The organism is Telmatobacter bradus (genome assembly GCF_048629425.1).
Lineage (GTDB): Bacteria > Acidobacteriota > Terriglobia > Terriglobales > Acidobacteriaceae > Telmatobacter > Telmatobacter bradus.
Window position 1 is genome coordinate 1 of record NZ_CP184533.1, and the last position, 15,299, is coordinate 15,299.

13 protein-coding genes are annotated in these 15,299 nt (G+C 52.9%); 9 read left to right on the top strand and 4 right to left on the bottom strand.

All coding sequences use genetic code 11. The features are described 5' to 3' along the window. From ACOBR2_RS20965 to rfbD, 6 genes are all read left to right on the top strand, one after another. Positions 1 to 780: a ParA family protein gene (locus tag ACOBR2_RS20965; protein WP_420240092.1), complete on the top strand. Its 780-nt coding sequence runs from the start codon at positions 1 to 3 to the stop codon at positions 778 to 780. After that, positions 764 to 2,695: a hypothetical protein gene (locus ACOBR2_RS20970; RefSeq protein ID WP_420240093.1), complete on the top strand. Its 1,932-nt coding sequence runs from the start codon at positions 764 to 766 to the stop codon at positions 2,693 to 2,695. Before ACOBR2_RS20965 ends, ACOBR2_RS20970 begins: the two co-directional genes overlap by 17 nt. Before the next feature lie 216 nt (positions 2,696 to 2,911). Continuing rightward, positions 2,912 to 3,997: a dTDP-glucose 4,6-dehydratase gene (rfbB, locus tag ACOBR2_RS20975; RefSeq protein ID WP_420240094.1), complete on the top strand. Its 1,086-nt coding sequence runs from the start codon at positions 2,912 to 2,914 to the stop codon at positions 3,995 to 3,997. Then, positions 3,994 to 4,878, top strand: coding sequence for a glucose-1-phosphate thymidylyltransferase RfbA (gene rfbA / locus ACOBR2_RS20980; protein WP_420240095.1), 885 nt, complete (start codon positions 3,994 to 3,996; stop codon positions 4,876 to 4,878). Before rfbB ends, rfbA begins: the two co-directional genes overlap by 4 nt. Next, the gene (gene rfbC / locus ACOBR2_RS20985; RefSeq protein ID WP_420240096.1) at positions 4,879 to 5,427 is read left to right on the top strand and encodes a dTDP-4-dehydrorhamnose 3,5-epimerase; all 549 of its coding nucleotides are present in this window, start codon (positions 4,879 to 4,881) and stop codon (positions 5,425 to 5,427) included. 19 nt (positions 5,428 to 5,446) lie between these two features. After that, the gene (rfbD, locus tag ACOBR2_RS20990) at positions 5,447 to 6,361 is read left to right on the top strand and encodes a dTDP-4-dehydrorhamnose reductase (protein WP_420240097.1); all 915 of its coding nucleotides are present in this window, start codon (positions 5,447 to 5,449) and stop codon (positions 6,359 to 6,361) included. A 22-nt stretch (positions 6,362 to 6,383) separates the two neighbouring features. Here rfbD and ACOBR2_RS20995 read toward each other — a convergent pair whose 3' ends face one another. Next, positions 6,384 to 6,683 (bottom strand): hypothetical protein, encoded by a 300-nt coding sequence (locus ACOBR2_RS20995; protein ID WP_420240098.1) that lies wholly within the window; start codon positions 6,681 to 6,683, stop codon positions 6,384 to 6,386. On the opposite strand from ACOBR2_RS20995, the gene ACOBR2_RS21000 reads away from it, so the two are divergent. Beyond that, positions 6,682 to 9,099: an SLBB domain-containing protein gene (locus tag ACOBR2_RS21000; RefSeq protein ID WP_420240099.1), complete on the top strand. Its 2,418-nt coding sequence runs from the start codon at positions 6,682 to 6,684 to the stop codon at positions 9,097 to 9,099. The two genes, ACOBR2_RS20995 and ACOBR2_RS21000, sit on opposite strands and share 2 nt — an antisense overlap. A gap of 473 nt (positions 9,100 to 9,572) precedes the next feature. Next, positions 9,573 to 10,820, top strand: a complete 1,248-nt coding sequence (locus tag ACOBR2_RS21005; protein ID WP_420240100.1) for a GumC family protein — start codon at positions 9,573 to 9,575, stop codon at positions 10,818 to 10,820. A gap of 553 nt (positions 10,821 to 11,373) precedes the next feature. Here the strand turns inward: ACOBR2_RS21005 and tnpC are convergent. The 3 genes from tnpC to tnpA are packed head-to-tail and all read right to left on the bottom strand — an operon-like array spanning position 11,374 to position 13,713. After that, complete coding sequence (gene tnpC / locus ACOBR2_RS21010) at positions 11,374 to 12,921, bottom strand: IS66 family transposase (RefSeq protein WP_420236151.1); 1,548 nt, start codon at positions 12,919 to 12,921, stop codon at positions 11,374 to 11,376. A gap of 52 nt (positions 12,922 to 12,973) precedes the next feature. Beyond that, complete coding sequence (tnpB, locus tag ACOBR2_RS21015; RefSeq protein ID WP_420236150.1) at positions 12,974 to 13,321, bottom strand: IS66 family insertion sequence element accessory protein TnpB; 348 nt, start codon at positions 13,319 to 13,321, stop codon at positions 12,974 to 12,976. Continuing rightward, positions 13,318 to 13,713 (bottom strand): IS66-like element accessory protein TnpA, encoded by a 396-nt coding sequence (gene tnpA / locus ACOBR2_RS21020; RefSeq protein ID WP_420236149.1) that lies wholly within the window; start codon positions 13,711 to 13,713, stop codon positions 13,318 to 13,320. The genes tnpB and tnpA overlap by 4 nt, the downstream gene beginning before the upstream one ends. Positions 13,714 to 14,183: 470 nt before the next feature. Here tnpA and ACOBR2_RS21025 point away from each other — a divergent pair, with 470 nt between their 5' ends. Next, complete coding sequence (locus ACOBR2_RS21025) at positions 14,184 to 15,284, top strand: glycosyltransferase family 4 protein (RefSeq protein WP_420240133.1); 1,101 nt, start codon at positions 14,184 to 14,186, stop codon at positions 15,282 to 15,284. The last annotated feature ends 15 nt before the right edge of the window (positions 15,285 to 15,299 follow it).

The window sequence follows — 15,299 nt, forward strand, 5'->3', positions numbered from 1 at the left end:
ATGATTCGACTGGTTATTTCCAATCAACGCGGCGGTGTTTCAAAGACCACGACAACCACAACCCTGGCGCGGGAGTTTAGCGACTACGGCCTGAAGGTTCTGGTGATTGACACGGACCCGCAGGGGTCGATCAGTAGCGTCCTGAATCTGAAGCCAGAATACGGCTTGTACAACTTCGTGATCGAGCGCCTGCGTTTTGATGATTGCATCGTGAAGGTGACCGATTCCCTGCATGTGCTTTGCTCAAACCGCGAAACCACCAAAGTTGAGACGATTTTGATGGGGAATGTCGCGCGTGAGCATGCCTTTACCCAACTTTTTTCTCAGGTGGAGAAGGACTACGACGTGGTTCTGATCGACGTGAGTCCCTCGATTACCTTGCTGCAGACCTGTGCCATGGTCTACGCGGAACGCGTTTTGATTCCGATTGCCATGGACACGCTGTCGTTTCAGGGTGCGATGGCTTCGATCGAGGCATCCAAGTCGCTGAATCAGCTTTTGCGCTCCAACATTCGCACCATTGGCTTGTTGCCGGTGATGGTGGATCGTCGTCTGGCCATGACTAGCGCGATTCTGGATGGCCTGGAAGGGCTTTCCAGCGGGATGAGCATCCCGCTGCTGCACGCCATACGTACCGATCAAAGTGTGACCAAGGCGGCGCGTTCCGGGCTATTTCTGGCGGATTATGACCCGAAATGCAAGGCGGTTGAGGACTACCACGAGGTAGCCGAAGAGCTAATGAAGATTTTCAAGGATGATTTGAATGGCATCTCCGCGTAGCGCACGTCGAAAAAAGATCGAGCCACTGGATTACACAGTTGCCGCCATGGCTCCTGCGCTTAAGGGAATGACCTCTTTTCTGGACGTTCCTGCGGATGTAGTGCGGGCGTCGAATGCACTTAATCTTGCGCGGGCAGGGCACTACCAAGCCCCAGCAGCCGAGCAACCCCCTGAAGCCTTTTTGACTACAGAGAGCCAAGTAAGCCCAGGGGTAGAATTACCCCCTGGGAACGAAACATCTCCAGAGGGCCGGGCGGTACTTGGTAATGTAGCTGCTGTGTTAGAGGATTCGCCTGTTGGGGATGTTCCTGAATTCCTTCAAGATGGCGTGAAGATCAGGGAAGAAATAGGAGAGCTAGAACCCCCGGCCCAGGGGGGGGGTAATGCTACCTCTCAGAGAGATATTCTCCCTGAGGAAGATAAGAACGTAGAGGCCGAAGTAGCCGTAGGCATCAAGACGACCCCAGAGGCAGTAAGGTACCTAAGGGGCAAATCAACCCCAGGGGATGAAACGTCATCTGGGGTTGATGGCTATCTTGAGCAGTCTGAGCTGGCGCAGGGAGGACGCGCAGAGCTGCCGAACTTTCCCGGTGGGTTGGCTGGACAGGTTGAGGGTTTATCTTTCGCGCAGAAAGAACAGGAGCCTCTGCCTACGGTGGTATCTGGCGGACGTGTCAAAGATCGGGCGGTGAGATTCGAAGAGGTTAAGCCTGAAAACTATCTGCACGCAGCGGCCAAAAACACCCCAGAAGCTATAGCGATTCCTGGCAGTGCAAAGCAGCCTGAGGCTACAAAGAGACCAGACGTCATAAAACGGCCAGGGAAAGTAATAACCCTTAGGGAGCAAGTAACCCCAGGGGTCGAAACGTACCCTGAGGTCGTTTTGGGCGCAGAGGTTCTTTTGTCAATGCGTACGGTGGCATCTGTCCCATTGTCAACACATCTAATTCCTGGGGTGGGTCGTTCTAAAATTCGGAAATGCGTTTTGGCTCAGGATGGCCATTCCCTCGGTGAAGAGGCAATCTATCAAATCCTCTGGCGCTCAGGAAAGCCTGAAACTGCAGATCTGAATGGTTCGCGGTTGATTTCAATTGGCGCAGCCGAGATCGGAATGCGCGCCAATATGGCCAAGAAGAATGTGCGGCAGAATATCTCTCGACTCTATGAGAAGCTGGCGATCGAAATCATAGAGGATTTTGAGACGGTTAGCTCGAAGCCGCGCAAGTACCGGGTCTACTCCTACAAGCAGATCCTGGAGCGCCGGCGGGCGGCGGGGCTGGAGTATGTGCTGAGGAACAAGGGTGTGCTGTTTTGCACTGAATCAGGCGTAGAGATTAAATCAACCTCAGCGAACCAAAAGACCTCAGGGGATGAAACGTTACCTAAGCCTGCTCTCTCCAAACGGCAGCGCCACTTGCAGCAGGTTGCTGTTCACCGCGCGATGGCCGGGCACATGCAGAACACGGAGATTCCGGCGGGGGATCTGCTGCAAGTCAGTGAGGCGCTCAATCTTTATTGGCCGGTAGACGAGGATGCGGCTATTCAGTTGGTACGAAACTGCAGAAGCGAGCAGCCGGACGCAACTGCAGAGGAGATTGCATTTTTCGTCCGGGAGAAGCTGGAGCTGATTCGGACGAATCGCAGTATCGCCAATCCCACCGGGCTGATTTTGGCCACGGTGCCAAAGTCGTTTGTGGGCCAGACGTTTGTGGCCTTCCGCAATCGGATGCAGAATCAGGCGCAGCTGGCCGCTGAAGAAGAGAAAAGAAAGCGTCTGGAAGAGGAAGAGCTGCGTAACTGGTTGCAGGAGCAGATTACGATCTGTGAAGAAATTGTGAATGATTCCACAATCTCTCAGCAGGAACGGGATGTTGCCGAACAGCGTCTGCGTGGATTTTCCACCTGGAACGTATAAGTAGTTTGCCGGACGTTTGATTGTTAGACCTGAAACTAAGTTTTTCTAACTGAGCGGTTGCTGGATTTCATCGATAGAGAAAGGTGAAATCCAGCAGGTGGGTAGTATTCACATCGGCAATAAACCGCGGTCTACACTGGAAATCAGGATGGATCGTAGTAGTAGAATTCAGAATTAAATGCAACATATTTGATTGGACCAGGAGCTTTCACCGGCATGACGCAACCTGCCCCTATTCTCGTGACCGGCGGAGCCGGGTTTATCGGATCGAATTTTGTCTTGCAGTGGATCAGCGAAGAGACAGGTCCGGTGGTTGTTCTCGACAAACTAACCTATGCGGGTAACCGGGAAAATCTAGTTTCTGTGGAAGGCAATCCACGTTTCCGTTTTGTGCAGGGCGACATTTGTGACAGCGCGTTGATGACGCAGCTTTTCACGGAAATCAAGCCTCGCGCAGTGGTGCACTTTGCTGCGGAGAGCCATGTGGACCGTTCGATTTTAGGGCCCGACGAATTTCTGCGCACCAATATTGACGGTACATTTCGCTTGTTGGAAGCGTCGCGCGCGCTTTGGAACACGCTTCCGGAAGACGAGAAAAAAAGCTTTCGCTTTCTGCACGTCTCCACGGACGAGGTTTACGGAAGCCTTTCGCCGACGGATCCGGCCTTTACGGAAGAAACGCCGTATGCGCCGAATTCACCGTACTCCGCTTCCAAGGCGGCCAGCGACCATTTGGTGCGTGCCTGGTTCCATACCTATGGAATGCCGGTGCTGACCACCAATTGCTCGAACAACTACGGTCCACACCATTTTCCGGAGAAGTTGATTCCGCTGATCATTCACAACTGCCTGACCGGAAAACCTCTGCCTATCTACGGCGACGGCCAGCAGGTGCGCGACTGGTTATATGTGGGCGATCATTGCCGAGCGATTCGCGCAGTGATGGCGGGCGGGCGGCTAGGCGAGTGCTATAACGTGGGCGGCAGGGCGGAGAAGCCGAATCTGGATGTGGTGAAAACCATCTGCGGAATTCTGGACGATCTGGTACCGGCAAAAAATCCCTATAGCAGCCTGATCACATATGTGAAGGACCGCCCCGGCCATGACCGGCGCTATGCGATGGACGCCACCAAGCTGGAACGTGAACTGGGTTGGAAGCCTCAGGAAAACTTTGAGAGCGGTATTCGCAAGACCATCGAGTGGTATCTGGCCAATCAGAAGTGGGTGGAGCGGGTAACCAGCGGCGCCTATCGTGAGTGGATAGGCGTGCAATACGATGGCCGCGCAAAGGAGCAGGCATGAGCGGACGCAAGGGAATTATTCTGGCCGGCGGATCGGGCACGCGTCTTTATCCGTTGACGCACGCAGTCAGCAAGCAATTGTTGCCGGTCTATGACAAGCCAATGATTTATTACCCGCTGAGCGTGTTGATGCTTGCGGGGATTAGGGAAGTGCTAATCATCAGCACCCCGCAGGACACGCCGCGCTTTCAGCAGTTGCTTGGCGATGGCGCGTCGTGGGGAATGCGCATTGAATACATCGTGCAGCCTTCGCCGGACGGCCTGGCACAGGCTTTCATCCTGGGGCGCGAGTTTGTAGGCAACGATGATTCCGCACTGATCCTGGGCGATAACATCTTTTTTGGCCATAATCTGGCGGAAATGGCGCAGGCAGCTTCCGCGCAGTCTCTGGGGGCCACGGTCTTTGCCTATTCGGTGAAGGACCCGGAGCGCTACGGCGTGGTGGTTCTGGACAAAACGGGCAAGCCAATTGATTTGGTAGAAAAGCCCAAAGAGCCGAAGTCGCGGCTGGCTGTCACCGGACTTTATTTCTACGACAATCAGGTGATTGATATCGCCGCCAACCTGAAGCCATCCCCACGCGGCGAACTGGAAATTACCGACGTCAACCGCGTCTACATGGAGCGCGGCCAACTGCAGGTGCAAAATATGGGTCGTGGCATTGCCTGGCTGGACACGGGCACGCATGATTCGCTCATTGAAGCTAGCTCCTTTGTACAGACGATTCAGAAGCGCCAGGGTCTGATGGTTGCCTGTCCGGAAGAGATTGCTTACCGGCAGGGCTTTATTGATGCGGCACAACTGGAAACGCTGGCCGCAGGAATCCGCAACAGCTACGGCGAATATCTCAAAGAGATTCTGCGCCACCCGGAGGCCAGTTAGATGCAGGTTGTAAAAACGTCCATCCCTGAAGTACTCATCTTTGAACCCAAGGTCTTTGGGGATGAGCGGGGATTTTTTCTGGAGAGTTTTAACGAGCGCGTGATGCGTGAGGCAGGTCTGGATTATCACTTTGTGCAGGACAATCACTCGCGCAGCACAAAGAATGTTTTGCGCGGCCTGCACTATCAAATTCAGCACCCGCAGGGGAAGCTGGTCCGTGCGGTTGCGGGCCGGGTTTTTGATGTGGCTGTTGATCTACGGCGTCATTCGGCTACCTTCGGCAAGTGGGTGGGCGTGGAGTTGAGCGCGGAGAACAAAAAACTCTTCTGGGTTCCGCCGGGCTTTGCACATGGCTTTCAGGTGCTCTCCGAGTCGGCAGATTTTCTCTACAAGGCTACCGACTACTACGCGCCGGAACATGAACGCTCTATTCTGTGGAACGATCCAGCGATCGGCATCGAGTGGCCGCTCGACAGTGAACCGCTGCTTTCGGCAAAGGATGGCGCGGCAGTAACTCTCGCCAACGCCGATGTCTACGAAGACCTCTAAAACCGAAAGACGGAGCCTCATGCAGTCGAAAAAAATTCTTATCTTTGGCCGAACCGGTCAGGTAGGCTGGGAACTCGCCCACAAACTCTGCTGTCTGGGGGATGTGGTCAGTGTGGAATACCCCGAGGTGGACTTTACCCGCCCGGAGACGCTGCGCGTGGCCGTTGCGGAGCACCGCCCCGCAGTCATCGTGAATGCGGCAGCATATACCGCCGTCGACAAGGCCGAAGAAGAAGAAGAGAAGGCGCTGGCCATCAACGGAACCGCTCCGGGGGTTCTGGCCGAAGAGGCAAAAAAGCTGGGCGCATTGCTGGTTCACTATTCCACCGATTACGTCTTCAATGGCTCTGGCTCCGCTGCGTGGACCGAAGAAAATTCCCCCGCACCGTTGAACGCCTACGGCCGCACCAAGCTGGCCGGTGACCAGGCGATTGCCACCACAGGGTGCAATCATCTGATCTTCCGTACCAGTTGGGTCTACGGTGCGCGCGGCAATAATTTTCTGCTGACCATGCTGAAGCTGGCGCAGACGCGCCCGGAGCTCAGCATTGTCTCTGACCAGATTGGCGCGCCCACTACGTCCGAGTGCATTGCCCAGGCTACGGCGGATGTGCTGTCGCAGGTTCTTGCACCTTCGGGGAAGGGAATCGATGGCCGTTCGGGAGTCTATAACCTGACTAACGGCGGAGAAACATCGTGGTTTGGCTTTGCGGAGGAGATTTTTTCTCTCTCTGCCCAAAAGCTCTCCACGCCCACGCCCAAACTCACGCCCATCCCAACCGAGAAGTTTCCGCGCCCTGCAGAAAGACCACGTAACTCAAGGCTGTGCCCAGAAAAGCTGGCGGCAACATTTGGAGTTCGTCTGCCGGAATGGGGCAACGGGCTCGGACTGGTCCTTGAAACGATTCAGAATGGAACTGGAAGCTGGAAGTAGTTATCCCGATGCAGCAAAGACATCATTTTTTTACAAACAACTTGTTGCACCACATTCGGGTGCAGGAAAATAGGATTATGCGAATTCGCCTGCTTGTTCCTTTTGTGCTTGGTTTTTTAATGGCATCTTCGGCGCTTTGTGCCCACGGCCAATCCTCCGACTCTATGGATGGAAGTTCCATGCTCTCGACCGGCTCCACGGATGGTAGTTCGGCACTCTCTTCGGGATCCATGGATGCGTCCTCCATAGGAGCGTCGTCGTTAGGTGCTACCTCCATGGGAATGACTGGAATGACAGGAACCGGCTCGTCGATGTCTTCCATGACTTCCGTGTCTACGGATTGGTCTGGCATGAATAGCGGGACGAGTTCCCGCAATGCCACTTCTTCCAGCGATGAAGCAGCCGCACTCAGTACGTTGACTTCCGCACAGCGTCTACAGTTGTTACAGTCCAAGCAGACCTATTCGCTCGCGCCGCCTACGGAATTCCAGAAATTTGTTGCGGCAACAACAGGCCAGCGTCTCGACATCTATGGTGCCAGTCTGTTTTTGAAGGTGCCTGTTAGCTTTACTTCCAGCAATCTGACTACGGCTAGTTCAGACTATGTTTTAGGTACAGACGATGAACTGCGCGTACGCATCTGGGGCGGCTACAACTACACCGGCAATCTTCGCATTGATCGTAGCGGCAATATCTATATTCCGCAGGTCGGTTCCGTACATGTGGCAGACCTGAAGTTTTCCGAACTGGACCATCATTTACGGGCAGCAATTGGTCGTGTCTATCGTAATTTCGATTTGGCCGCAGACCTTGGCCGGATCCGTTTGATTCAGGTTTATGTTGCCGGTCAGGCACGCAAGCCTGGCATGTACACAGTCAGTTCGCTCAGCTCGCTTGTGGACGCGCTCTTTGCCAGTGGCGGGCCAGCTCCGTCTGGATCGTTGCGTCACATTCAGCTTAAGCGGGATGGCAAAGTGGTCACCGACTTCGATCTGTATGATTTTCTGCTGCGTGGCGACAAGTCCAAAGACGTCCGGCTTCAGCCCGAAGACGTGCTCTATATCCCGCCCGTCGGCCCCCAGGTGGCGATGATCGGCAGCATTCACAATCCTGCGATCTACGAGCTGCGCGAGGGCGAAACCGTGGCGGATCTGCTGGAAGCTTCCGGACGCCTCTCTTCGATGACTGCCCGCACTCAGGTTTCTCTGGATCGTGCCGAAAACAATGAGCGCCGCGCCATGGACTTCACTCTGGACAAGAGCGGCAAGGCAGTATCGCTCAATGATGGCGACATCGTACGCGTTTACTCGATTCTTCCGGCATATCAGAAATCCGTCACCCTGCGCGGCAATGTCGCTAACGCGGGGCACTATGGATGGCATGAGAATATGCATCTGAGTGAATTGCTGCCAGACCGTGAATCATTGGTCAGCCGCGATTATTGGTGGAAGCGCAGCCATCTGGGCCTTGGCACTCCGGAATACGAGTCTGCTATTACCCCCAACAATCCGCTACAGGATATGCTTACCGGGGACAATGAGCAGAGCGCTCGTCCTGCCCCAACCGCGCAGCTGCAGTCCACTGGAACAAGCGCGCAAAAGGGTCTTCAGGGGGCTGCAGGTGCCATTACCTCCAGCGGACTGAGCGCCCAGAGTAGTCAATCAGAAGATACACAGAGCGGTGGCTTTGCTTCTCTGGCCAGTCCGACCAATGCAAATGCTGCGGTCGATCCAGCTACAGGCAAGCCTGCGGTAAAGAAAAACAAAGTACAGGTAACTCCCAACCAGATTAACTGGGAATATGCAGTCATTGAACGCATGGACCCGGTTACCCTGAAGACCTCGCTTGTGCCGTTTGATCTGGGCAAGCTCATCAATCAGCATGACCCCAGCCAGGATCTGGTTCTTCAAGCCAGCGATACGGTTACGATCTTTTCGCAGAATGATATTCGCGTGCCTTTGGCGCAGCAAACCAAATACGTTACCATTGAGGGAGAAGTGGCGCACGCAGGAACATACAGCGTAGGCTCCGACGAAACCCTGCGCGATGTGGTAAGGCGTGCGGGTGGGCTTACTGGCAAGGCCTATCTTTACGGCGCAGAACTTGATCGCGAATCTGCCCGCATCATGCAGCAGCAACGCATCGATGAGTATGTGCACAATGTCGAGCTGGAAACTTCGCGCAGCTCCATTGCCATGGCCAACTATGCCGCCATGTCTGGTCAGGTGAATACTGGAGACAACAGCCAAGTCTATCAGGATTTCGTTGACCAGTTGCGCAAGATTCGCGCCACCGGTCGTGTGGTGCTCAACATGCATGCCTCAAGCTCTTCGATTGATGATCTGCCCGCACTCACGCTGGAAAATGGAGATCATCTGATCATTCCGCCAACGCCGGCTACGGTAAGCGTGGTGGGCTCGGTCTATGACCAGAACACTTTCCTGCATGAGAAAACTGGAACAGTTAACTACTATCTGAAACTGGCTGGAGGATTTAACCGGAATGCTGATGCGAAGCAGGCGTTTGTCATTCACGCCGACGGATCAGTGCTCAATCGTGCCGGAGCGCATACAGCCTTTGGAAATAAATTCGAGAGTGCCAAATTGAATCCCGGCGATACTCTCGTAGTTCCAGACAAGAACTTCCGCCCGAACGTCAACCTGAAGAGCTTTATCGAGTGGTCCCAGATGTTCTCGCAACTGGCCATTGGCGCAGCGACCATCGCAATTCTTGAATAAACCCTTTACGCCCCGTTCTACTGGAGACTCTTCAGCAGGACGGGGCATTTGGTGTTTGTTTGTTGGAACAATACTCTGTTTGCTGTCAGACAAAACCGTTGATTCCAAAGCGATCTAGCAGTATGGAAAGGTGAGGCGGCATGAATACCAATAAACGTATGTCCTATCCTTCATACCCAGGAATATTCGTCCCTATGCTGCCTATGATCCAGACAGTTGCTTCGCTCGCTGGCTCGGTTAAGAGCCATGTGCTATTTTCTCCAATTGCGGCAAGACATTCAAACTCTACTTTTTCGAGTACAAATACAATTACTACTTTCACAGGCAGGATGGGGACAGCTTATTACTTATTTCTTTATCTTGTATTTACAGGGTAGGAAGATTGTATTTGGCGCGTTGATATAAGGGATAAGATTGCAGTGCTGGTATAAAATCATGTTGACAAGATTTCAGATCAGATTCGGTAGGAATGAATGGAAAACAATTTGTTGAGCACAGAAAACCGTCAGACTGAAGGTCCCTTTTTAAAATCAGAAAGGGAAGAGGAAGAAATTTCTTTACTGGATCTGCTTATTCTTCTAGCCGAACACAAGCGCATGATTTTTAGTATTACAGCAGGGTGCACAGTATTGGCCTTAATTATTTCATTTCTTCTGCCTACAGAATACACAGCGAAGGTAGCTATTATGCCTCCGCAGCAAAGCTCATCTCTGGCTTCTGCTTTGACCTCCCAACTCGGAGGTATAGCGCAGTTAGCAGGAAGTAGTTTGGGGTTGAAAAATCCTAATGACATGTACATTGCAATGTTTAAGACAAATACAGTGGAAATTGCGATGGTGCAGAAATATAATTTAATGCAGGAGTACCGCGGAAAAACTCTTTCAGATGCATGCAAAAAATTTGAAGATCATGCGAAATTGGACGGGTCAGGAAAAGATGGACTGATTCGCATATCCGTTACAGATAAGGATCCAAGAAGAGCATCAGAGCTAGCCAACGGCTATGTCGAGCAGTTTCATGCTTTATCGCAGCATTTGGCAATAACCGAAGCCGGACAACGCCGGATATTTTTTGAGCAGCAGTTGGAGCAGGCCAAGAATAATCTTGCAGATGCAGAAGTGGCGCTTCAACAAACGGAGCAGAAAACAGGAGTGCTAGAAACAGATAGTCAGTCACGCGGTTTGCTGCAAATGACGATGTCGTTGCGAGCCAAGATTGAGGCCCAGGAAATTGAAATTCAGGGCATGCAGACCTATGCGACAAACGAAAATTCAAAGCTACAGGAAGCACAGCAGGAACTAGCTCGTATGCGTAGTGAACTTGCAAAATTAGGAGGTTCAGAGGCGCCAGATAATGAATCATCGTTTACAAAAGGCCAAGTCGCCAATGGCGGGATGGAATATACGCGTAAGCTGCGCGATGTGAAGTATTATCAAACTATTTTCGAATTGCTGGCAAAACAATATGAGATAGCCAAACTCGATGAAGCGAAGGAAGGGGCAGTTATTCAGGTTATAGATCCTGCCACCCCTCCGGAGAAAAGATCATCTCCAAAGCGAGGAATTATTGTAATTGTAAGTACCATAGTGGGCTTCTTCCTTGGAATATTTATCATACTAGCTGTAGCAGCGCTGCAACATGGGAAAGAGGATCCAGAGGCAAGTTTAAAACTTAGCCGTCTTCGCACTGCCTTCTCTACTAAGCAGAGCACTAGCTTATAGATAGTAGTTCATCTTGGTGGTGATGGGGCAAGCCTGACGGTTTGCCCGTCGTAGTCAAGGCCAGCAAGGGAAAGATTACGGAATACATCTTTCGGTTGCGGTAGGGCGAGCCTTATGGCTCGCCCCCGCACAGATCCCATGAGCGGTATAACCGCATGAAATGTGGTCTTTAAATTTATGTGGCACTGAACGGGAAAGTTCCCAAGACATAAGGATGTGCTCGGCCTGGGTGCCCCATAAGGAAACGCTTTAAAACGCTCATAAGAACCTCAATAAGGCTTGGCAATCCGTGCCTTCCGGCCAACCTTTCATTTACCCACAGTTCCGGTGTCGTTGGGTCAATTGCTTGGACAATGCGGTAACAGAAACATTATTAGCATTGCTCAAGACCGAGCGACTGCTAGGCTAAACGTTTATCTCTGTATGAGCAGCCAAAAGAAACGGTGATCAAATAGATTATCCGTAAGCGTCATCCACAGGCCGTATTGCGCGGGAGCTCATCTTGTGAATCGAGATCTCAAGTGTCCACGTATTTTTAAGTGGACACATGAGATCAGGCGGGATTGGTCAGAGATTCCGAGAAGTTCCAGGGCAGAAGTTCGGAGATGCGCGAGATAGGCCAATCTGGAATCTTTTCGAGGACGCGCTGCAGATAGAGTTCCGGCTCAACGCCGTTGAGCTTGGCTGTGCCGATCAACGAATAGATCGCAGCGGTGGAGTGACCGCCAGCATCCGATCCACAAAACAGATAATTCTTACGACCAAGCGCGACCGCGCGCAGGGCTCTTTCGGCCGCGGAGTTGTCGATCTCGATTGTGCCATCGTCGAGATAGCGCGTAAGCGCACGCCATCGCGCGAGCGCATAGCGAATCGCCAGGGCCGTGTCGGACTTCGGCGACAAACGTGTCAGCATCTTGTTGAGCCAATCATGAAGTTCGTCCGCGAGCGGTCGACTGCGTGACTGGCGCACTTGCTGGCGAAGGTCAGGAGGCTTGCCGCGCACGTCGCTCTCGATGACATAGAGTGCACCGATGCGCTCGACTGCTTCAGCGGCCATCACGGAGTTGGTTGCCACCTGAATGTCATAAAACTTGCGCCGAACATGAGCCCAACACGCGGCCTCATGAATCTTGCCGCCTTCATAAAGGTGATGAAATCCAGCGTAGCCATCTGCCTGCAATGTGCCTCTGAAGTTGCTCAGATGCTGGCGCGGATGCTCGCCCTTTCGGTCGGGCGTGTACGCGAACCAGATGGCAGCAGGCGCATCAGAAGCGGCCGGGCGGTCATCGCGTACATAGGTCCATAACCGCGCGGTTTTGGTTTTACCTGTGCCTGGAGCAAGCACGGGAATCGGTGTGTCGTCTGCATGAATCTTGCCCGCCTCGAGCACGTGCTTGCGTGTGGCATCGACGAGTGGCGCCAACAGATGACTGGCGTGGCCGACCCAGTCGGCCAGTGTCGAACGATCGAGTTCGATGCCTTCACGAGCGAAGATCTCCGACTGTCGATAAAGTGGCAGATGGTCGCAGAACTTCGCGATCAGCACATGCGCCAGCAATGCAGGACCAGCAATGCCGCGCTCGATCGGCCTTGACGGCGCAGGAGCCTGCACAATGCAATCGCACTTCGCGCAGGCCATCTTCACGCGCACGTGACGGATGACTTTATACGTTGCAGGCACGCGCTCAAGAATCTCCGCGACATCTTCGCCGAGCTTGTGCAACGCTCCGCCACACTCCGGGCACGCTTGTTCCGGCGGCAGATGTGTATGCACTTCGCGCGGCAGCTGCTCAGGCAGCGGACGACGTGCGGACTTCGCTTTAGGTGAAGTGGGTTGTGACTGTGGGCGTGCAGCGATGACTTCCGACTCGCGCGTCTCAAGTTCTTCGAGCTTGAGCTCAAGCTGTTCGAGTTCGTGTGCGACCTTCTCGCTCTTCTTGCCGAAGAGCATCCGCTGCAACTTGGCAATGACCAGCTTGAGATGTTCGATCTCGCTGTCGCTGCTGATGCGCTTCTCGCGCTCTGCGATGAGCAATGCAATCAGCGCTTCGCGATCAAGCGAATTTAGATCGGCAACAACAGGGCTGAGCGCATCTGCCATCGCAAAAAGTATGCCATAAACGCGTCGAAGAAAGCGATGAAAAGATCGCTGTCTAACCGGCCATCGGCGGTTGCCATGTACGCGCAGGCTGCCGCCAATCAATGCCTTCGAGTAACATCGATAACTGCGCTCGTGTGAGCGACACCGTTCCCTCTGCGGCTTGCGGCCAAACAAATCGTCCACGTTCAAGACGCTTCTGCAGCAGGCACAGCCCGTCGCCATCGAACCAGAGAACCTTGATCAGATCACCGCGCTTGCCGCGAAAGACGAAGACGTGTCCAGAGTATGGAGCCTGCTTGAGCACAGTCTCGACCATCGTGCTGAGGCCGAGAAATCCGCGCCGCATGTCGGTAAAGCCTGCAGCGATCCAGATGTGCGTGCCAGGAGGAAGATCGATCACGAGCGCAGCATCTCCACGACCGCGCGCAGCAAATGCATGTCTGTCTCTGCGCTGATCTGAATAGAAATGCCGCCTGAAAACTCAATGCGGATCGCAGTGTTCTCATGCACAGGTGGCACTGCTGCTACTTCTATGTTGCTTGATGCTGCCTCTTCAACCACGACCGGCAACAACTTCGCACGAGGCTTCGGACCGCTGTCAAGAATGCCCTTGCGATACTCGTAGCGCCACTGAAAAACCTGGTTGGAGTTCACGCCGTGCTCACGCGCCACGCGGGCAATCGACGTGCCCGGCGCAAAGGTCGCCTCCACGATGCGGCGCTTCTCCTCTGCCGAACGGTGGATGCGCTTCGACGCAGCTGGCTTGCTATCACCTTCGATGACTTCGCTCACTCTGTCATCGTCGGTCAGAATCCCGCGTCACACAAGACGGTCGTCAGATGACGCTTACGATTATCCTGTATAACCAAAAACGGCTGAACTCAACGATTGGCTATCGGAGCCAGTGGAGTTCGAGACGATCAGGCAGCAGGCGCAGTTGAAAGTTGCTACATGAATGACTTGGGCTGTGGTAGGTGGAAATTGCTAACTGCGTGATTCCCGCTCTACCATACCCACGACAAAGAGAATACACCCTTATTACCCTGTGCAGGTGAGGTCCGCATTATGAAGATAAGATAACTGTGCGAGTTGGTCTGCACACGCACCATCGAAGGCTACAGTGAGTGACCCTCAACTCAAACTCAATACTCCTTCTTCGTGCACAGGCCTGAATCGGAACAACTTCTTGAACCCTATATATAGGAATTTGCATCGCAAGCGTTTTTAGAGATGTTTTTGGTAGTATTCTCTAAGTGATTAAAATGAATATCAAACCTCACATTGCTATAGACCTTCGTATGTATAAAATGGCGGGAATTGGCCGCTATCTTCAGAACATGCTTCCAGATCTGATACCGCAACTGGAAGTGGAAAAGATAGCGATTTTGGGCAGGTCAGAAGATCTGGAAGGTGAAGGATGGATCCGTGATGGAAGAATTCAATTTCATGAATTTAGACCGCAAATCTTCAGTGTTGCCGAGCAGTGGGCGGCAATTGCCGGGGTGTACTGTAATATAGATCTTCTGTGGGTGCCGCAATACAATATTCCACTTCTGTTCCAGGGCAAGCTGCTTGTTACGATTCATGACCTGTGTCAATTAGCTCATCCTGAGACTCTAGGGAGTGATCTGCAGCGGCGTTATGCAAAATACTTATTAGCTCAAGTTGCCAAGCGTGCTTCTGCAATCCTGTGCGTATCTGAATTTACAGCATCCGAAGTGGGGAGGTACCTTCATGTTGATAGAAATCGTGTCGTGGTAACGTATCCTGCCATGGATAACGCATCAAGTAGCCCCACGATATCACTGGAAGAACTGTCAGAACGACCCTATCTTCTTGCCGTTGGTAATGTGAAGAAGCATAAGAACCTGCTTCGATTGATAGCTGCTTTCAAGCTTGTTAGCGACAAGATCCCGCATAATCTTATCCTGGTTGGTAGGCAGGATGGTTTCATGAACGCAGAGACACAGCTGGGAAATGTGTCAACGAGCCTTAGTGGGCGAGTTCAATTTACAGGCCATGTAACCGACCAGGAGCTAAGAATCTTTTATCGTAATGCTTCTGCCTTGGTTTTTCCTTCACTGTATGAAGGATTCGGTTATCCTCTCGTAGAGGCAATGGCAGAGGGATGCCCCACCGCGTGTTCCAATTCTGCATCGCTTCCTGAAGTTGCAGGAGATGCCGCATTGCTCTTTGATCCAAATAGCATTGAAGATATAGGCCGGGCTCTGCTGCAAATTGCAACGGAACCAACCCTGAGGAAGTCGCTTTCAGAGCGAGGTAGACGGAGAGTTCGCAGGTTTCTAGGTACTGCCTGCGCAGAGGCTACCGCAGCAACAATCAATCGTCTGCTTGAGGTGTGAACATTGCAACTTTCA

Bases quoted from the DNA above. Each gene is read 5' to 3' on its own strand.
- rfbD (WP_420240097.1), top strand. From the start codon at position 5,447: ATGCAGTCGAAAAAAATTCTTATCTTTGGCCGAACCGGTCAGGTAGGC.
- ACOBR2_RS21005 (WP_420240100.1), top strand. From the start codon at position 9,573: ATGGAAAACAATTTGTTGAGCACAGAAAACCGTCAGACTGAAGGTCCC.
- tnpC (WP_420236151.1), bottom strand. From the start codon at position 12,921: ATGGCAGATGCGCTCAGCCCTGTTGTTGCCGATCTAAATTCGCTTGAT.
- ACOBR2_RS20965 (WP_420240092.1), top strand. From the start codon at position 1: ATGATTCGACTGGTTATTTCCAATCAACGCGGCGGTGTTTCAAAGACC.
- ACOBR2_RS21025 (WP_420240133.1), top strand. From the start codon at position 14,184: ATGAATATCAAACCTCACATTGCTATAGACCTTCGTATGTATAAAATG.
- ACOBR2_RS21000 (WP_420240099.1), top strand. From the start codon at position 6,682: ATGACTTCCGTGTCTACGGATTGGTCTGGCATGAATAGCGGGACGAGT.
- ACOBR2_RS20970 (WP_420240093.1), top strand. From the start codon at position 764: ATGGCATCTCCGCGTAGCGCACGTCGAAAAAAGATCGAGCCACTGGAT.
- rfbA (WP_420240095.1), top strand. From the start codon at position 3,994: ATGAGCGGACGCAAGGGAATTATTCTGGCCGGCGGATCGGGCACGCGT.
- rfbB (WP_420240094.1), top strand. From the start codon at position 2,912: ATGACGCAACCTGCCCCTATTCTCGTGACCGGCGGAGCCGGGTTTATC.
- ACOBR2_RS20995 (WP_420240098.1), bottom strand. From the start codon at position 6,683: ATGGAAGACATCGACGAGCCGGTTCCTGTCATTCCAGTCATTCCCATG.
- rfbC (WP_420240096.1), top strand. From the start codon at position 4,879: ATGCAGGTTGTAAAAACGTCCATCCCTGAAGTACTCATCTTTGAACCC.